Here is a 16,282-nt window from a genome sequence, read left to right on the forward strand (position 1 = left end):
GCGCGCGTGCCCGACGTCGACCGCGCCTCGGGGCGCCGCTTCAGACGGCCGAGGGCATCGCCCGTACCGTGGACGCGATCGTCGCCGAGCCGACCACGCGCGTGCCGTCGTACAGGACGATCGCCTGGCCGGGGGCCACGCCGCGGACCGGCTCGGCGAAGGACACCTCCAGGCGGCCGTCGATCAGCTCGGCGGTCACCTCGCTCTCGCCGCCGTGGGCGCGGAGCTGGGCGGTGTAGGTGCCGGGGCCGGTCGGGGCGGCGCCGCACCAGCGGGGCTTGACGGCGGTCAGGGCGCTGACGTCCAGGGCGGACGCCGGGCCGACCGTCACGGTGTTGTCCACCGGCGAGATGTCGAGGACGTAGCGCGGCTTGCCGTCGGGGGCCGGGGTGCCGATGCGCAGGCCCTTGCGCTGGCCGATGGTGAAGCCGTACGCGCCCTCGTGGGTGCCGAGCTTGGCTCCCGACTCGTCGACGATGTCGCCCTCCGCCTTGCCGAGGCGGGAGGCGAGGAAGCCCTGGGTGTCGCCGTCGGCGATGAAGCAGATGTCGTGCGAGTCGGGCTTCTTGGCCACCGCGAGGCCGCGGCGCTCGGCCTCCGCGCGGATCTCGTCCTTCGTCGTCACCGTGTCGCCGAGCGGGAACAGGGCGTGCGCCAACTGCTTCTCGTCCAGGACGCCGAGGACGTACGACTGGTCCTTGGCCATGTCGGAGGCGCGGTGCAGCTCGCGCGTGCCGTCCTCGTTCAGCACCACCTTGGCGTAGTGGCCGGTGCAGACCGCGTCGAAGCCGAGGGCCAGGGCCTTGTCCAGCAGGGCCGCGAACTTGATCTTCTCGTTGCAGCGCAGGCACGGGTTCGGGGTGCGGCCGGCCTCGTACTCGGCGACGAAGTCCTCGACCACGTCCTCGCGGAAGCGGTCGGCGAGGTCCCACACGTAGAACGGGATGCCGATGACGTCCGCGGCGCGGCGGGCGTCGCGCGAGTCCTCGATGGTGCAACAGCCCCGCGCGCCCGTGCGGAAGGATTGGGGGTTCGCGGAGAGCGCGAGGTGGACGCCGGTCACGTCGTGCCCGGCCTCGGCCGCGCGGGCGGCGGCGACGGCGGAGTCGACCCCGCCGGACATGGCGGCGAGGACGCGGAGGGGGCGGGGGCGCTGCGGGGTGTCAGTCATAACCCTTCCAGGGTACGGGGGCGCGGGAACCAGGACCCACGAGTATCCGTTGACGATCACATGGGACAGCGGAAGGCTCCGAAGGACGGCGACCGGAAGGTCGGGCGTCGCGCGTTGCTGATCGGCGGGACGGTGGCGGCGGCGGGCTCGGCCGTGCTGGCCCGCGACGAGCTCGCGCGCTTGTGGTGGCGGGTTCCCGGCATGGAGAAGCCGCGCAAGGACGGCGAGGTCGACTATGCCGGCGCGCGGTGGGTGGCGGCGTCGGACGCGAACTGGCGGCGGGCGGACCGCCCCGACGACTACGGCATAGACATGGTGATCGTCCATGTCACCCAGGGCAGCTTCGACAGTGCGGTGAAGGTGTTCCAGGACCCGGAGCACGGGGCGGCCTCGCACTACATCGTCCGCAAGGACGGCCACATCACGCAGATGATCCGCGAGCTGGACGTGGCGTACCACGCGGGCAACCGCGATTACAACGAACGCAGCATCGGCATCGAGCACGAGGGCTTCGTGGACCGGCCCCAGGACCTCACGGACGAGATGTACGAGGCCTCGGCGCGGCTGACAGCCCGGATATGCGCGCGCTACGACATCCCCGTCGACCGCGAGCACATCATCGGGCACGTGGAGGTGCCGGGGACCGATCACACGGATCCCGGGGAGCACTGGGACTGGGACCGGTACATGAAGCTCGTGCGGGCGGCGCGTACGGCGCCCGCATAGCGGACCAGGGCCAGGGCCAGGGCCAGACACGCCCTACGTGAGCCCTGCCGCCCGTGCCCGTTCCACCGCCGGGCCGATGGCCTTGGCGACCGCCTCGACGTCGGCCTCCGTGGAGGTGTGGCCGAGGGAGAAGCGGAGGGTGCCGCGGGCCAGGTCCGGGTCGGTGCCGATGGCCAGGAGGACGTGGCTGGGCTGCGCGACGCCCGCGGTGCAGGCGGAGCCGGTGGAGCACTCGATGCCCTGGGCGTCCAGGAGCAGGAGCAGGGAGTCGCCCTCGCAGCCCGGGAAGGTGAAGTGCGCGTTGGCCGGGAGGCGGCCGCCGGGTGCCGGGTCACCGCCGAGGATCGCGTCCGGGACGGCCGTACGGACCGCCTCGACCAGGGCGTCGCGCAGGGCGCCGATCTCGGCGGCGAACCATGCGCGCTGCTCGGCGGCGAGACGGCCGGCGACCGCGAAGGAGGCGATCGCGGGGACGTCGAGGGTGCCGGAGCGGACGTGGCGCTCCTGACCGCCGCCGTGCAGGACGGGGACGGGGGCGTGGTCGCGGCCGAGGATCAGGGCACCGATGCCGTACGGGCCTCCGATCTTGTGGCCGGAGACCGTCATCGCGGCGAGGCCGGAAGCGGCGAAGTCGACGGGGACCTGGCCGAACGCCTGGACGGCGTCGGCGTGCAGCGGGACGTCGAACTCCCTTGCCACGTCGGCGAGTTCACGGACCGGCATCACGGTGCCGATCTCGTTGTTGGCCCACATCACGGTGGCCAGGGCGACATCGTCGGGGTTGCGGGCGATGGCTTCGCGAAGGGCGTCCGGGTGGACCCGGCCGTGGGCGTCGACCGGAAGGTACTCGATCGTGGCGCCCTCGTGTTCGCCGAGCCAGTGGACGGCGTCGAGGACGGCGTGGTGTTCGACGGGGCTGGCGAGAACACGGGTGCGGGACCTTGCGGGGTCGGCGTCGCGGCGGGACCAGTACAGGCCCTTGACCGCGAGGTTGTCGGCCTCGGTGCCGCCGGACGTGAAGACGACCTCGCTGGGGCGGGCGCCGAGCGCTTCCGCGAGGGTTTCGCGGGCCTCCTCGACGGTTCGCCTCGCGCGACGGCCGGCCGCGTGGAGGGAGGAGGCGTTGCCGGTGACGTTCAGCTGGGCGGTCAGCGCCTCCGCCGCCTCCGGAAGCATGGGGGTCGTCGCGGCGTGGTCGAGGTAAGCCATGGTGGCCACGATTCTAAAGGGCGCCGGTAAGGGGCCTCGTGTCAAGGTCGGCCCGGGTGCGGCGGGGTGGGTGCGCCCTCAGGGTTTCACCCCTGGCGTCGGGACACGCCCGGACGCGGCTAGAAGCTCCACGACAGCGTGTTGTCCGCCTGCATGAAGGCCAGCAGAACCAGCAGGTCGGCGACCCCGAGACCCATGCCCAGGTAGGCGCGGCCCTTGCGGTGGGTGCCTCGCCAGAGGGCCACCGCCGCCAGGGCGATGGCGACCGGGCCGAGGAAGATGTTGAAGACGAGGAGACCGATGAGGCCGAGGATGAAGGACGCCACGGCCATGCCGTCGGCATCGCGGGTGCCGGGGCGGGCGGTGGCCGGTGCGGTGAGGTGCATGGGTGTCAGCTCCTGAGGAGTCGGTTTCGGTCCGGACGGCGGTGTCAGTGGCGGCGGGCATGGCGCTCGCGGGCGGCGAAGACGCCCAGCCAGACGGCGATCACGGCGGCGGCGACGGCGGTGAAGCCGAGCGGCGCGTGGGCGACGGTGCCGAGCAGCACACCCAGCAGCAGGAGCGCGGCGACGAGGAACAGCATGGGATGGATCCCCCTCCGAGATCCCGTCCGAGATCTCTCTCGTTACATTTCGGTGAACAGTTGTAGTAACAGTTGTTCACTGACTCCGAGTCTAGCGCGCCCCACGACTTTTCAATTCCAGAGAACAGTTGTTAACTGCATGGCATGAGTCACACCCTCGGCATTCGGCAGGCCCAGAAGCAGAAGACCCGACAGGCCCTCCTGGACGCGGCGTTGGGACTCCTGGAGGAGCAGAGCCTGAGCAGCCTGGGCCTGCGTGAGGTCACCCGCGAGGTCGGCGTCGCCCCGACGGCCTTCTACCGGCACTTCCGCTCCACCGCCGATCTCGGTGTCGCCCTCGTCGAGGAGGCGCTGGGCAGCCTGCACCCGATGATCCGCTCGATCGTCTCCTCGTCCGGCGGCAGCGACCAGCGCATAGAGCGTGCCGTCGGGTTGATCGCCCAGCACGTCGCGACGCACCCGGCCCACGTCCGCTTCATCGCCCGTGAGCGGCACGGCGGGGTGCAGTCGGTACGGGAGGCGATCCAGGACCAACTGGCCCGTTTCGCCGAGGAAGTGAAGGTCGCACTCACCAAGGACCCTGTTTCCGAAGGCTGGAACGACGACGATCTCCTCATGCTGGCCAACCTCTACGTCGACCAGATGCTGATGACGGCCTCCCTGTTCCTGGACGCCCTGGAGGCACCGGAGGAGGAACGGCGGCGCGTCGGCCAGGTCGCGACCCGCCAGATGCGGCTGATCAGCATCGGCCGAGAGCACTGGCTGGACTGACCCGCGTGTCCCCTCCGGGCCTCCGCCCGAGCCGGTTCGTCCCGCACGTCGGGGGTGACAGGACCTCCATCCGGCCGGAGAAGCACGGTCGCCGCCTGCGCCCCGATCGGCCCGGAACCAGTTGAGGCTTCCCGCGTCGGTCCGCCACCAGGTACCGGACCCCGGTCCTGGAGACCAGGCCTCTTCCCGCGCGTGGCGTCGACGAAGATGCGGCGCAACCTCGCCTCGGCGGCCGGGCGGTACGGCGCGGGCAGGGCGGCCGCCACCACCTTGCGCAGCGCGTGGGCGCCCCGGGCGGCCAGGATGGCCGGGATGGCCGAGGCGCGGGACTCGTCGGCGGTCCGGCCGGTGACGTCCGTACGGAAGCCGCGAGCGGTCCGATGCCGCCGCGCCGCACGCGCTCGGCGTGGACCAGGACCCCTTGAGCACCAGCGGGATCGACAGGAGGGGTCGGACTTCCCGTGGTCAGGGCGTCAGGGGGCCGACCCGGGGGCGCTTCGGCTCAGCCGTGCCCGCGCCAACTGCCTCGACTGTGCCACCAGGCGGTCCGCGCTGTCCCAGACCTCCGCGTCCTCCTCCAGGAAGCCGCCCGCCAGGTTGCGCGTCGTGATCGACACCCGCAGGGGGCCCGGGGTCGGGCGGCAGCGTACGTGGACGGTCAGTTCCACCGTCGGGACCCAGCCGGAGATGCCGATCTCGAAGGCGGTGGGGGGCAGGGCGTCCACCGCGAGGAGCAGCGAGAGGGGGTCGGGGTCGCGGCCGTCCGCGAGGCCGAACCAGGCTCGCATCTCGCCCTTGCCCGACGGCCGGCCGAGCGCCCAGCCCAGGGTGGCGGGGTCGAGCTTGAGCATCAGGCGGTCGGCGATCGCCGAGCTGCCGGACACAGGGGCGGGTCCGTCCTCGGGGCCGAAGCACTGGTCCATCGGCGGGAACGCGGGCGGCTTCGCCGTCGTACGGACGTCGTCGGGCAGGGAGTCCAGGTCGCCGTAGGACGCGAGGACGCGGATGCGCTCGACCTCGCGGCCCTGCTCGTCGTACTGGAGGAGGGATGCCTGGCCGGTGGACAGGGTCCGGCCGGTGCGCACCACGTCGGTGCGGACGACCGCCGGGCCCGGCTGGGACGCGGTCAGGTAGTGCGCGGAGATCGTGAACGGGTCGCTGTGGGGCAGGGCGTCCGCGAGGGCGCGGCCGAGGACGGCCAGCAGGTAGCCCCCGTTGACGGCGCTGATGATGGTCCAGCCGGCCGAGAGGTCGATGTCGTAGACGCCGGGCTCGCGCCGGGTGAGCGCGGTGTCGCGGTCGAACTCGCTGTCGCCGATCGTGGCCCGCGTGACCGTCGGGGCGGAGGCTGCTTCTGGCATGGGTGAACGGTACAACAGGCGACTACTAAGCGGTAGCTTTTCAGCCCGGACCGGCAGCGACGCGTGTTGAGACGTGCGCAACTTTTCGGTAAGTGTCCCTGCTCGTCCGAAACCCGAGGCCCGCTCTCCCCCTCTTTGAGGACATGAGTCTCACCGGGAGCCCGTTCCTCTACACGCTCATCGCGCTGTGCGTCGTCGCCGTCGCGCTGCCGCTGGTCCTCTGGTCCCGGGTGCGCGGGCCGAAGGTCGTGCGTGCCGCCGCCCGGGTGCTGATGGTGCTGTTCGCGCAGGGCACGGCGGTCGCCCTGGTCTTCACGATGGTCAACAACTCCAACCAGCTCTACGACAACTGGGGCGACCTGCTCGGCACCAGCGACCATGTGCACGAGGCGGTCGACCTCGGATCGAGCGGCACCGGAGGGGTCGCGCTGGAGAAGCTGCCCAAGGTCCGGCAGGTCTTCAAGCCGGCCAAGGGGCCGGGCATGCGCGCGGAGGGCGGGGTGCTCGTCACGCAGCTGGAGGGCCGGGTCTCCGGTGTGCACGCCGAGGTCAACGTCTGGCTGCCGCCGCAGTACCACGAGCCCGCCTACCGCGATCACAGGTTCCCGGTCGTGGAGGTGCTGCCGGGTTACCCGGGCTCGTCGAAGGCGTGGTTCGGGACGATGGACGCACCCCAGCAACTGGCGCCGCTGATGCGCAGCGGGCAGATCGAGCCGTTCATCATCGTCTCGCCGCGCACCTCGCTGCTGCCCGGCGTGGACACCGGCTGCGCGAACATCCCGGGCAAGGTGAACGCCGACAGCTGGCTCAGCGTCGACGTGCCGAGGATGGTCATGGACAACTTCCGGGCCCAGTCGGCGCCGGACGGCTGGGCGGTCGCCGGGTACTCGGCGGGCGCGCACTGCGCGGCGAAGCTGGCCGTCGCCCACCCCGACCGCTACCGCGCCGCGGTCAGCATGTCGGGCTACAACGACCCCGTGGCCGTACCGAACTCGCTCGCCGCCAGGACTCGGGCCCTGCGGGACGCGAACAACCCGTACGTGCTCCTCAGGGAGTCCCGCGTCCCGCCGCGCGTCGCGCTGTACTTCTCCGGTCAGCCGAACGACGGGTACGAGGCGGCCATGGCCGTCGACCGGGTCGCGAAGGCGCCCACGACCGTGGACGTCGTGTTCATCCCGAGCAGCGCGGGCGGCCACACCATGGCGCTGTGGAAGCCGCAGGTGGTGCCTGCGTTCCGCTGGCTGACGGAGGTGATGGGGACGGGACACCGGACCCGTATGGCACCCGGCACTACTCCTCCCGCACCGTCGACCGCCGGTTCCAGGCACGCGGAGCTCGCCAGTGGAACCGCATCGCCAGCAGCCGCAGCACGAAGGCCGTGACGGCGGCGAGGGTGCTGGTCAGCGGGTTCAGGGCGTCGTAGCGGATGCACAGGGCGACCATCGTGGCGCCGACGATCGCCGGGACCGCGTACAGGTCGCGGTCCCAGCGCAGCAGTGACGGCACCTCGTTGGCCAGGACGTCGCGCAGCACACCGCCGCCCACGGCGGTCGCGAGGCCGAGGCAGGCGGACGCGGTGAGGCCGAGGCCGTAGTCGTACGCCTTCGTCGTCCCGGCCACGCAGAACAGGCCGAGGCCCGCCGCGTCGAAGACGTTCACGCCGGTCTGGATGCGCTCCACGTGGGGGTGGAGGAAGAAGACCAGGAGCGCGGCGAGCAGCGGGGTGAGGAAGTACCCCAGGTCCGTGAACGCGGCCGGCGGTACGGCGCCGATGATCACGTCCCGGAACAGCCCGCCGCCCAGGGCGGTGACCTCGGCGAGGACGGCGATGCCGAAGACGTCGAAGTTCTTGCGGACCGCCAGCAGGGCGCCGGAGATGGCGAAGACGAAGATGCCGATCAGGTCGAGCGTGTGCTGGACGGACGGGCTGAACAATTGCTGGAGCACCCGTACATTCTTACGCAGTCAAAGGCCCCCGCCTTGCAATGTAAGGCGGGGGCCCGAGCGCGGTTACTTGCTCTCGTCCGTCGACGCCTCTGCGGACGGTTCCGTCGACGACTTCACGGGCGCTTGCGTGGACGCTTCCGCGGCCTCTTCAGCAGCCGTCTCCTCAGCGGCCGTCTCCTCAGCGGCCGCCGACTGCCCCGACACCTCGTCCGGCACCAGCTCCGCGGCCTCCTTGGCCACCGACAGCAGCAGCGTGTCCTGCGGCTGCTGGTCCTCGAAGTCCTCCGGGTGGTGGCACGCCACCCGCTGGCCGGGCCGCAGCTCCGCCAGCGGCGGCTCCGTCGTGCGGCAGATCTCCGTCGCCTTCCAGCACCGCGTGTGGAAGCGGCAGCCGCTCGGCGGGGCGATCGGCGAGGGCACGTCGCCGCGCAGCAGGATGCGCTCGCTCCTCTGCGTCCGCCGCTTCGGGTCCGGGATCGGCACCGCCGACAGCAGGGCCTTGGTGTACGGGTGCATCGGCGACGCGTACAGCGAGTCCCGGTCGGCGAGCTCGACGATCTTGCCGAGGTACATCACCGCGATACGGTCCGAGACATGCCGTACGACGGACAGGTCGTGCGCGATGATCACGTACGTCAGGCCCAGCTCGTCCTGGAGGTCGTCCATCAGGTTGACGACCTGCGCCTGGATCGACACGTCGAGCGCGGAGACCGGCTCGTCGGCCACGACCATCCGGGGCTTGAGGGCCAGCGCGCGGGCGATGCCGATGCGCTGACGCTGGCCGCCGGAGAACTCGTGCGGGTAGCGGTTGTAGTGCTCGGGGCTCAGACCCACCAGTTCGAGGAGGCGCTGGACCTCCTTCTTGACGCCGCCCTCGGGCTCCACGCCCTGGAGCCGGAACGGCGCCGAGACGATGCTGCCGATGGTGTGCCGGGGGTTCAGCGAGCCGTACGGGTCCTGGAAGATCATCTGGATGTCGCGGCGCAGCGGGCGCATGCCGCCCGTGCTCAGGTGCGTGATGTCCGTGCCGTCGAACTCGATCTTCCCGCCGGTCGGATCCAGCAGCCGGGTGATGAGCCGGCCCATGGTCGACTTGCCGCAGCCCGACTCGCCCACGACACCGAGCGTCTCGCCCCGGCGCACCTCGAAGTCGATGCCGTCCACGGCCTTGACCGCGCCGACCTGGCGCTGGAGCAGCCCTTTCTTGATCGGGAAGTGCTTGACCAGGCCCTCGACCCTGAGCAGCGGTGCCTCGTCGTCGGCCGGCCCGGCTTTCACGGCCGCTGTCCCGGTTCCGGTCTCAGTCTCGCTCACAGCTTCGGCGCAATCTCTTCGTTCCAGATCCGCGTACGGTCCTCCTGCGACAGGTGGCACGCGGTGAAGTGCCTGCCGCCGACCTCGCGCAGCTCGGGGCGCTCGGTGCGGGTGATCCCGCCCTTGGGGACGTCCGCGTACGGGCAGCGCGGGTTGAACGCGCAGCCCGAGGGGACATTGATGAGGCTGGGCGGCTGCCCCTTGACCGGGATGAGCCGGTCGGTCTGCGCGCGGTCGATCCGCGGCATCGAGCCGAGCAGGCCCCAGGTGTAGGGGTGCTGCGGCTCGTAGAAGATCTTGTCGACCGGTCCGCGCTCCACGCATCGCCCGCCGTACATCACGAGGATGTCGTCGGCGATCTCGGCGACCACGCCGAGGTCGTGCGTGATGATGATGACCGCGGAGCCGAACTCCTTCTGCAGGTCCCGGACGAGGTCGAGGATCTGCGCCTGCACGGTGACGTCCAGGGCGGTCGTGGGCTCGTCCGCGATCAGCAGTTCGGGGTTGTTCACCAGCGCCATGGCGATCATGGCGCGCTGGCGCATACCGCCGGAGAACTCGTGCGGGTACATGTCCACCCGCTTGTTCGGCTCCGGGATGCCGACGCGGTCGAGGAGTTCGACCGCACGCCTGCGGGCGGTCTTCTTGTCGACGTCGTTGTGGACCCGGTACGCCTCGACGATCTGGTTGCCGACCGTGTAGTACGGGTGCATCGCGGACAGCGGGTCCTGGAAGATCATCGCCATCTCGCGGCCCCGCATACGGCGCACCTCGTCGGGGCTCGCCGAGACGAGTTCCTTGCCGTCGAGCCAGATCTCGCCGGACATCCGCACGTTCTTGCCGCGGCTGCCCAGGCGGTGCAGGCCCATGACGGCCAGCGAGGTCACGGACTTGCCGGAGCCGGACTCGCCCACGATGCCGAGGGTGCTGCCCTTCTCCAGCTGGAAGGAGAGACCGTCGACGGACTTGACCAGGCCGTCGTCGGTCGGGAAGTGCACCTTGAGGTCCCGCACTTCGAGGAAGGCGCTCGGGGGCTCGCCGGCGCGTGCGGGCTCGCCCACAGCGGCCCCGGTCTTGGTCAGGTCGGTCACGAGAGCCTCACCCGCGGGTCGATCGTCGCGTACAGAAGGTCCACCACAAGGTTCATGAAGACGACGAAGAACGCCGCGAGCAGGGTCACCCCGAGGATCGGGGGCAGGTCGTTGGCGGTGATCGCCTGTACCGCGTACTCACCGATGCCGTGCAGGGAGAACACCGTCTCGGTGATGACGGCGCCGCCGAGCAGCAGGCCGATGTCCATGCCGAAGACCGTCACCAGCGGGGTCAGCGCGGCCCGCAGACCGTGCCGGACGACGACCTTGCGCTCGCGCAGGCCCTTGGCCCGGGCGGTTCGGATGAAGTCCTCGTTCATTGTCTCCAGCATGCCCGAGCGGGTCAGCCGGGCGTAGATGGCCGAGTAGAGCAGGGCCAGCGAACACCACGGCAGGAACAGGGTGTTCGCCCACTGGGAGGGGTTCTCGGTGAAGGGGACGTACGTCCTGCCGAAGATCTCCAGCTTGTAGCTGAACAGCAGCAGGGCCAGCTGCCCGGTGAAGAACATGGGCAGGGAGACGCCCGCGAGGGCCACGCCCATGGCGGACCGGTCGAAGAACGAGCCCGGCCTGAGCGCGGAGATGACACCGGCCGCGATACCGCCGACCAGCCACATCACGGCGGCGCCGACGGCCAGCGACAGGGTGACCGGCAGCCGCTCGGTCAGCTGGGGCCAGACCTCGATGTGGTCCTTGAAGGAGTAGCCGAAGCACGGGGCGTCACAGCGGACCGTGGTGGGGCCGAGGTCATATGTGGCGCCGGAGACGATCCCCTTGATGAACTCCCAGTACTGGATGTAGACCGGCTGGTCGAGACCGAGGTTCCGCTTGACCGCCGCGATGTCCTCGGGTGTGGGGTTCTTGCCGATGTACTGCTGTGCCAGCTGGTCGGCGGTCTGCCCGGCGAGCTTCGGCAGGATGAAGAAGATGCCGAAGGTGACCGCGGTGACGACGAGCAGCAGGATCAACGCCGCGATCGTCCGGCGGATGATGTACGAGATCACGAGGACCGGCGCCGGCGCCCGCGGATGACGAACTCCGCGGGCGCCAATGCCTTCACCTGCCTTCCGGGGCTACTTCTCGGCGGTGCCGACGTTGAGGTAGTCGTACTGACCGCTGAAGGCGGACGTCGACACCAGGTTGGTGGCGTGCGGCGAGCGGTACAGCAGGACCTTGAAGTAGGTCAGCGGGACGATGGCGGCCTGCTCCATGACCTTCTGGTCGACCTCGGTGTACGCCTTGGTGCGGGCGGCCTCGTCGGTGTTGCCGATCGCGTCGTCCAGCAGCTTGTTGATCTCGGGGTTGTCCAGCTCGGACAGGTTGGTGTTGCCGGACTGGCTGATGGCCTTGCCGTGCACGATCTGCTGCAGGAAGCCGTAGCCCGTGGGCCAGTCGGCACCCCACTGCATCATCATCAGACCGACGTTGTTCTTCTCGTTGAACTTGGGCACGCCCGCGTAGTCCGAGAAGTACTTGCCGGACGGGTACTGCTTGATGTCCGCCTGGATACCGACCTTCTTCAGCGCGCCGACGATCGCGGTGGCCGCGTCGACCTCGCCCTGCCGGTCGCTGCGGGCGGAGATGGAGGTCTTGAAGCCACCCTCCTTGCCACAGGCCTTCAGGTGCTCCTTGGCCTTGGCCACGTCGCCCTTGCTGTCCTTGGTGGCGTACAGGTCGGCCTTCTCGTAGCCCGTGACGTCGGTGGGCAGGACGGTGGTGGCGATGTCACCGCGGATCGGTCCGCCCATCGCGGTCTGCACGGCGGTCTTGTCGATCGCGTACTCGACGGCCTTACGGCACTCGATGTTGTCGAACGGCGCCAGCTTGGTGTTGATCGCCGTGTAGATGAGGCGACCGCCCAGGGCGTTGTCCGTGTTGGCCATCTCGGCCTTGTCGTTGAGGATCTGCGCCTGGGTCTGCGCGTCGACACCGGTGCCCTGGATGTCGATCATGGTGGCCCCGGACATCACGTCCTTGTCGATCGTGGCCTTGTTGACCTTGAGGTTCACCACGATCTTGTCCGGGTACTGCTTGCGCAGCGGGTCCGTCTTGGCGTCCCACTGAGGGTTGCGGACCAGGACGATCTGCTTGCCCTCCTCGTACTTCTCGAACTTGTACGAGCCGGAGGAGACGACCTTCTTGGTGTAGTCCACACCCGTGTCCTTGGCCCGCGGCACGGGGGCCGTCTGCGGGGCACTGACCAGGTAGTCGAACTCGGAGAACGGCTTGTTCAGCTTGAAGACGATGGTGTGGTCGTCCGGGGTCTCGATGGACGAGAGACCCTTTTCGCTCTTGTCCTTGTAAGGGCCCTTGTACTTGTCCGGGTCGTTCAGCAACTGCTGGAAGTAGTTGGGGCCGAGGGAGAGCACGTCACGGGCGAAGTTCGAGCGCTCCACGGCGTACTTGACGTCCTTGGAGGTGACCGCGGTCCCGTCCTCGTACTTGACGCCCTGACGGATCTTGTACGTCCAGGTCTTGCCGCCGTCGCTGGGCGTGCCCTTGCTCTCGGCGAGGTCCGGGACGAGTTCGTTGCCCGCCTCACCGGGGGCCGGCTTGAACGTCATCAACGGACGCGCGTAGAGGCGGCTGAAGTTGTAGCCGTAGGCGTAGTACATGTTGCCCGGGTCCAGGGACTCCGGCGCGTCGGCACTCGCGTAGGTGACCGTGCCACCCTTGTGCGTGGACGCGTTCACGACGTCCTTGGTCGCGGCGTTGGCGCCGGCGCCCTCGGGCGTGTCTTTGCCGTCATCGGCCTTGCTGCAGCCCGCCAGAAGCAGGCCGGCGCTGCTGGCGACCGCAACTGCGGCCATTACTGACCTTCGCATGATGGTCGGATTCCCCTTCGTAGGTGGACACTTGCGTGGGACGTCGGGTCGCAGCCGGGCGCCGCGGACGTCAGCGGCTGCGGGGGTCGAGTGCGTCCCGGAGGCCGTCACCGAGCAGGTTGAAGGCCAGCACCGTGATGAAGATCGCGAGGCCGGGAACGATCATGTACTGCGGGTCGACCTCGAAGAAGTCGACGGCTTGGTTGAGCATCCCTCCCCAGGACGCCTGGGGAGGCTGGATACCCACGCCGAGGAAGCTCAGCGAGGCTTCGAAGATGATGTTCGTCGGGATGAGCAGCGTCGAGTAGACGATGATCGGCGCGACGAGGTTGGGCAGCAGTTCCTTGAAGAGGATGTACGGGCCGCCGGCCCCCATCCCCCGGGAGGCGTCGACGAACTCCCGCTCGCGCAGCGCCAGGGTCTGACCGCGCACGATGCGCCCCATGTACGGCCAGTTGAAGAACCCGATGACGAAGATCAGCACCGAGATGTGCAGGGGCAGCCCTTCGAGGCCGAAGGCACCGCCCTGGAGCGTGGCGGAGATGGCGATGGCGAAGAGGAGCAGCGGGAACGCGAGGAAGGTGTCCATGAGCCGGCTGACGACGGTGTCGACCCGTCCGCCGTAGTAGCCGGCGACCAGACCCATCACGGTGCCGATGGCGACGGACAGCAGCGTCGCACCGAAGGCGACGACCAGGGAGACCCAGGAGCCCTCCAGGATGCGCGCGAGGATGTCCCGGCCGAACTTCGGCTCGACACCCAGCGGGTGGTCCCAGCTCATCCCTCCGAAGTCGCCCTTGGGCAGGGAGGTGTTGGGGTCGATCAGGTCCTGGTGGAAGGCGTTGGGGTCGAGGCCCAGCATCGCCTGGAGCGGACGGGACAGGGCCGCCACCACGACGAGCAGCACGACCACGATGCCGCCCGCCACCGCCACCTTGTCCCGCTTGAAACGGGTCCAGGCGATCTGCCCCAGAGACCGACCCTCGATCTTCTTGGACTCGACCCCCGCAAGCACGGCCTCGGGCTGGGCTTCGGCCTGCGATCCGGTGGTCTCGATCGGTGCCGTCACTTTGAGATTGACCCCTCTCGGCCGGCGGTTGCCGACCCCCCTGGCTGCCGCTGTAGCGGTTGCTTCGAACTCGTGCACGGGACCGACCGGCCCGTGTCTTGCCGGGAGTCTTCAACGCTTTGGCGATCTGTTGCCAGAGTTGACGGGGAAAGGATGCGCAACCGTGATGCTGTCTGAGGGGTTCCGTTATCCGAACAACGGGTAACGGCGGCCGGACGCGCCCCAGTTGGGGCGTATGAGGGCGGACCGGGACCTTCCGATCGCATCTACGCGCGGAGATCAGCCTGTGAAACCGAAGTTCGCCGACCTTCGGACCTACGACAGTCAGCCTGCTGACTGATCAGTAGGGTAACCGGTGAGTGATCAGTAACGGCCCTGTGCCGGTGGGTAGCCATAGCCGGCCGCCGGAGCCTGCGCGGGGGCGGCGGCGTGTGCCTCGCGGTCGTAGAAGGGGCGGGCGCTCGCGCGCATCCACATGGCGACCGGGTCGTCCTCGTCGGACATCGCCACGGTCGAGACCGGCAGCCCGTCGGGAACCGCGCCGATCGACTGCAGCATCATCGAGCGCACCGAGTCCACGGCGGGCGGGCTGGTGTCGTACACGTCGAGGCCGATGGCGAGATACGGCGCCCCGAGCGCGGGCTGCACCCAGGCGCGGCGCAGCGAGCGGACGGCCGGGGTGCGGTGGGCGTTCTGCGCGAGCAGGGCGTAGAACTGCGGGATCTCGATGCCGGGCTCCGACAGGCGCAGCGGACCGGCGGGCTGGCGGTCCAGGCCGGTGGCGATGCGGCGCAGGTCGAGCCAGGGGATGCCGACGCCGCCGCCCGGGGCGTGCGGGTTCAGCCAGAGGCCGTAGTGGTCCGGGTAGAGGGTGCGGGCCACGTCGACCGCGTCGACCACTTCGTAGCTGCGGTTCCAGCCGCTGGCCGACAGCTCCTGGGCGGAGGTGACGCACGGGGCGTAGCCGTGGCCGTCGACCTCCATGTTTCCGTACTGGGCGTCCGGGGAGCCGGCCTGGCCGTGCCACAGCAGCATCCAGACCTGGCCGGCGGACGGGGTCGCGAGCGCGCGCAGGAGGGCCTCGTAGGCGTCGTAGCGCCCGGGAGTCACCTGGCGCAGCATGTGCTCGACCTGCCCGGTCGAGGTGGTGCCGCTCGCGCTCACGTTCCAACCGCCCCTTCGCGAAGTCCGTTTTCGCAACAAGCTTAAGCGTTGAGAGCTCGGGACCTGATGTGGTCCGCGGGCTGCGGGTCGTTCGAAGTCGATCGCGCCCCGCGGCGAAGCCGCTCGTGTCACAGCCCCGCGCCCCTGTCGGGGCGCCGCACCTCAGGAGGCTCAGAAATCCCGCTGGTAGAAGGGACGGACCCGCTGGCGCATCCAGTCGATCACCGGGTCCTGGGCCACGTCCAGGAGGACCAGGTTGACCGGCCAGGGGGCCGGGGTGCGGCCGAGGGCGCGGGACAGGGCGTCCATGGGGGCGGCGCGCAGGTCGCCTTCCCACTGGGCGAGTTCGACGCCTATGAACATCACCGGGGTGGCCGTCTCGATCGCCGCGAGGCAGCGGCGGGCCGTCGTGACCACGCCGGTCTCGGCGAACTCGGCCGACGCCGCCGCGAGGAAGTCGATCGGGTCGTCCTGCCAGTCGGGCTCGTAGAGCTTGACGCGGCCTCCGGAGGTGAGGCCGTCCAGGGGCGTACGGCCCACCCGGCACAGCTCGGCCACCGCCGCCGGGGGCAGGGGGACGCCGACCACGCCGTCCGGGTTGACGGCGATGCCCACCTGCGGGGGCAGGCCGCGGGCGAACTCCACGGCGGGGGCGACGGTGTACGACATGTGGGAGCCGACGACCTGGCGGAACTGCTCCTCGGAGCTGAAGACCGGGACGTACGCCTGCCCCTCGATCTCCAGTGTGGGCAGGTCGAGCGGGCCACTGTGCGGTCCGCCGCCGTTGGGCAGGGGGACCCAGACGAAGCTGCGGCCCAGCACCTCGATGATCCGGCCGCCCGCCGAGGGCAGGCCGAGAGAGGCCGAGAGCACCTCCTCCAGCTCGTTGCCGGGCCAGCCGCCGTGCGGGTGGAGGTGCGTCTGTGCCGGGAAGTCCGCGGGGAGATCCGCTGGGAAGTCCATCTGTCTGACCGCCTGCTGTGAACCACGTCTGTGGACCGAAAGGCTAGCCGGTGGCCGGCCGGCGCGGGGCCCCCGGTGCGGGACCGGG

Annotated in this window: 16 protein-coding genes and 1 pseudogene; 3 read left to right on the plus strand and 14 right to left on the minus strand. The window is 70.0% G+C overall.

The annotated features are described in order from the left end of the window. Positions 1-40: 40 nt before the first annotated feature. Positions 41-1,171, minus strand: coding sequence for a tRNA 2-thiouridine(34) synthase MnmA (gene mnmA / locus ABZ078_RS03545; protein WP_356571185.1), 1,131 nt, complete (start codon positions 1,169-1,171; stop codon positions 41-43). A 60-nt stretch (positions 1,172-1,231) separates the two neighbouring features. Here mnmA and ABZ078_RS03550 point away from each other — a divergent pair, with 60 nt between their 5' ends. Then, a complete protein-coding gene (locus ABZ078_RS03550; RefSeq protein ID WP_356571187.1) occupies positions 1,232-1,897 on the plus strand; it encodes a peptidoglycan recognition family protein in 666 nt (221 codons plus the stop codon). A 33-nt stretch (positions 1,898-1,930) separates the two neighbouring features. On the opposite strand, the gene ABZ078_RS03555 is transcribed toward ABZ078_RS03550, so the two are convergent. The 3 genes from ABZ078_RS03555 to ABZ078_RS03565 all read right to left on the minus strand — a co-directional run bounded on the left by ABZ078_RS03555 (position 1,931) and on the right by ABZ078_RS03565 (position 3,689). Next, positions 1,931-3,106, minus strand: a complete 1,176-nt coding sequence (locus tag ABZ078_RS03555; protein WP_356571189.1) for a cysteine desulfurase family protein — start codon at positions 3,104-3,106, stop codon at positions 1,931-1,933. 119 nt (positions 3,107-3,225) lie between these two features. Continuing rightward, positions 3,226-3,492 carry a DUF4190 domain-containing protein gene (locus tag ABZ078_RS03560; protein WP_356571191.1) on the minus strand — a complete coding sequence of 89 codons (267 nt, stop codon included), beginning with the start codon at positions 3,490-3,492 and terminating at the stop codon, positions 3,226-3,228. 44 nt (positions 3,493-3,536) lie between these two features. Further along, the gene (locus ABZ078_RS03565; protein WP_356571193.1) at positions 3,537-3,689 is read right to left on the minus strand and encodes a hypothetical protein; all 153 of its coding nucleotides are present in this window, start codon (positions 3,687-3,689) and stop codon (positions 3,537-3,539) included. 144 nt (positions 3,690-3,833) lie between these two features. Here ABZ078_RS03565 and ABZ078_RS03570 point away from each other — a divergent pair, with 144 nt between their 5' ends. After that, positions 3,834-4,460: a TetR family transcriptional regulator gene (locus ABZ078_RS03570; RefSeq protein WP_356571195.1), complete on the plus strand. Its 627-nt coding sequence runs from the start codon at positions 3,834-3,836 to the stop codon at positions 4,458-4,460. Between the two features lie 118 nt (positions 4,461-4,578). Here ABZ078_RS03570 and ABZ078_RS03575 read toward each other — a convergent pair. Both ABZ078_RS03575 and ABZ078_RS03580 read right to left on the minus strand, forming a co-directional pair. Further along, positions 4,579-4,887 (minus strand): annotated as a pseudogene (locus ABZ078_RS03575) (DNA-binding transcriptional regulator); the annotation flags it as partial. A 46-nt stretch (positions 4,888-4,933) separates the two neighbouring features. Then, the gene (locus tag ABZ078_RS03580) at positions 4,934-5,821 is read right to left on the minus strand and encodes a thioesterase family protein (RefSeq protein ID WP_356571197.1); all 888 of its coding nucleotides are present in this window, start codon (positions 5,819-5,821) and stop codon (positions 4,934-4,936) included. A 143-nt stretch (positions 5,822-5,964) separates the two neighbouring features. Here ABZ078_RS03580 and ABZ078_RS03585 point away from each other — a divergent pair, with 143 nt between their 5' ends. After that, positions 5,965-7,203 (plus strand): alpha/beta hydrolase-fold protein, encoded by a 1,239-nt coding sequence (locus tag ABZ078_RS03585; protein WP_356571199.1) that lies wholly within the window; start codon positions 5,965-5,967, stop codon positions 7,201-7,203. On the opposite strand, the gene ABZ078_RS03590 is transcribed toward ABZ078_RS03585, so the two are convergent. From ABZ078_RS03590 to ABZ078_RS03625, 8 genes are all read right to left on the minus strand, one after another. Further along, positions 7,112-7,768, minus strand: a complete 657-nt coding sequence (locus ABZ078_RS03590) for a trimeric intracellular cation channel family protein (RefSeq protein ID WP_356571201.1) — start codon at positions 7,766-7,768, stop codon at positions 7,112-7,114. The two genes, ABZ078_RS03585 and ABZ078_RS03590, sit on opposite strands and share 92 nt — an antisense overlap. Positions 7,769-7,831: 63 nt before the next feature. Next, positions 7,832-9,046: a dipeptide ABC transporter ATP-binding protein gene (locus ABZ078_RS03595; protein WP_356571310.1), complete on the minus strand. Its 1,215-nt coding sequence runs from the start codon at positions 9,044-9,046 to the stop codon at positions 7,832-7,834. Between the two features lie 32 nt (positions 9,047-9,078). Further along, complete coding sequence (locus tag ABZ078_RS03600; RefSeq protein WP_356571203.1) at positions 9,079-10,173, minus strand: ABC transporter ATP-binding protein; 1,095 nt, start codon at positions 10,171-10,173, stop codon at positions 9,079-9,081. Then, positions 10,170-11,177 carry an ABC transporter permease gene (locus ABZ078_RS03605; RefSeq protein WP_356571205.1) on the minus strand — a complete coding sequence of 336 codons (1,008 nt, stop codon included), beginning with the start codon at positions 11,175-11,177 and terminating at the stop codon, positions 10,170-10,172. The genes ABZ078_RS03600 and ABZ078_RS03605 overlap by 4 nt, the downstream gene beginning before the upstream one ends. 69 nt (positions 11,178-11,246) lie before the next feature. Continuing rightward, entirely contained in the window at positions 11,247-12,983 is a 1,737-nt protein-coding gene (locus ABZ078_RS03610) for an ABC transporter substrate-binding protein (protein ID WP_356571207.1), read from the minus strand. 85 nt (positions 12,984-13,068) lie between these two features. Continuing rightward, on the minus strand, positions 13,069-14,067 hold the full coding sequence (locus ABZ078_RS03615; protein WP_356571209.1) for an ABC transporter permease: 999 nt from the start codon (positions 14,065-14,067) through the stop codon (positions 13,069-13,071). Between the two features lie 363 nt (positions 14,068-14,430). Continuing rightward, entirely contained in the window at positions 14,431-15,231 is an 801-nt protein-coding gene (locus ABZ078_RS03620) for an enhanced serine sensitivity protein SseB C-terminal domain-containing protein (protein ID WP_356571211.1), read from the minus strand. Between the two features lie 171 nt (positions 15,232-15,402). Continuing rightward, a complete protein-coding gene (locus ABZ078_RS03625; RefSeq protein ID WP_356571213.1) occupies positions 15,403-16,194 on the minus strand; it encodes an enhanced serine sensitivity protein SseB in 792 nt (263 codons plus the stop codon). Positions 16,195-16,282 lie beyond the last annotated feature (88 nt).

Source organism: Streptomyces sp. NPDC006385 (genome assembly GCF_040612485.1).
GTDB lineage: Bacteria > Actinomycetota > Actinomycetes > Streptomycetales > Streptomycetaceae > Streptomyces.

Excerpts from the sequence above, each read along its gene's own strand:
- mnmA (WP_356571185.1), bottom strand. The coding sequence starts at position 1,171 with ATGACTGACACCCCGCAGCGCCCCCGCCCCCTCCGCGTCCTCGCCGCC.
- ABZ078_RS03550 (WP_356571187.1), top strand. The coding sequence starts at position 1,232 with ATGGGACAGCGGAAGGCTCCGAAGGACGGCGACCGGAAGGTCGGGCGT.
- ABZ078_RS03555 (WP_356571189.1), bottom strand. The coding sequence starts at position 3,106 with ATGGCTTACCTCGACCACGCCGCGACGACCCCCATGCTTCCGGAGGCG.
- ABZ078_RS03560 (WP_356571191.1), bottom strand. The coding sequence starts at position 3,492 with ATGCACCTCACCGCACCGGCCACCGCCCGCCCCGGCACCCGCGATGCC.
- ABZ078_RS03565 (WP_356571193.1), bottom strand. The coding sequence starts at position 3,689 with ATGCTGTTCCTCGTCGCCGCGCTCCTGCTGCTGGGTGTGCTGCTCGGC.
- ABZ078_RS03570 (WP_356571195.1), top strand. The coding sequence starts at position 3,834 with ATGAGTCACACCCTCGGCATTCGGCAGGCCCAGAAGCAGAAGACCCGA.
- ABZ078_RS03580 (WP_356571197.1), bottom strand. The coding sequence starts at position 5,821 with ATGCCAGAAGCAGCCTCCGCCCCGACGGTCACGCGGGCCACGATCGGC.
- ABZ078_RS03585 (WP_356571199.1), top strand. The coding sequence starts at position 5,965 with ATGAGTCTCACCGGGAGCCCGTTCCTCTACACGCTCATCGCGCTGTGC.
- ABZ078_RS03610 (WP_356571207.1), bottom strand. The coding sequence starts at position 12,983 with ATGGCCGCAGTTGCGGTCGCCAGCAGCGCCGGCCTGCTTCTGGCGGGC.
- ABZ078_RS03625 (WP_356571213.1), bottom strand. The coding sequence starts at position 16,194 with ATGGACTTCCCAGCGGATCTCCCCGCGGACTTCCCGGCACAGACGCAC.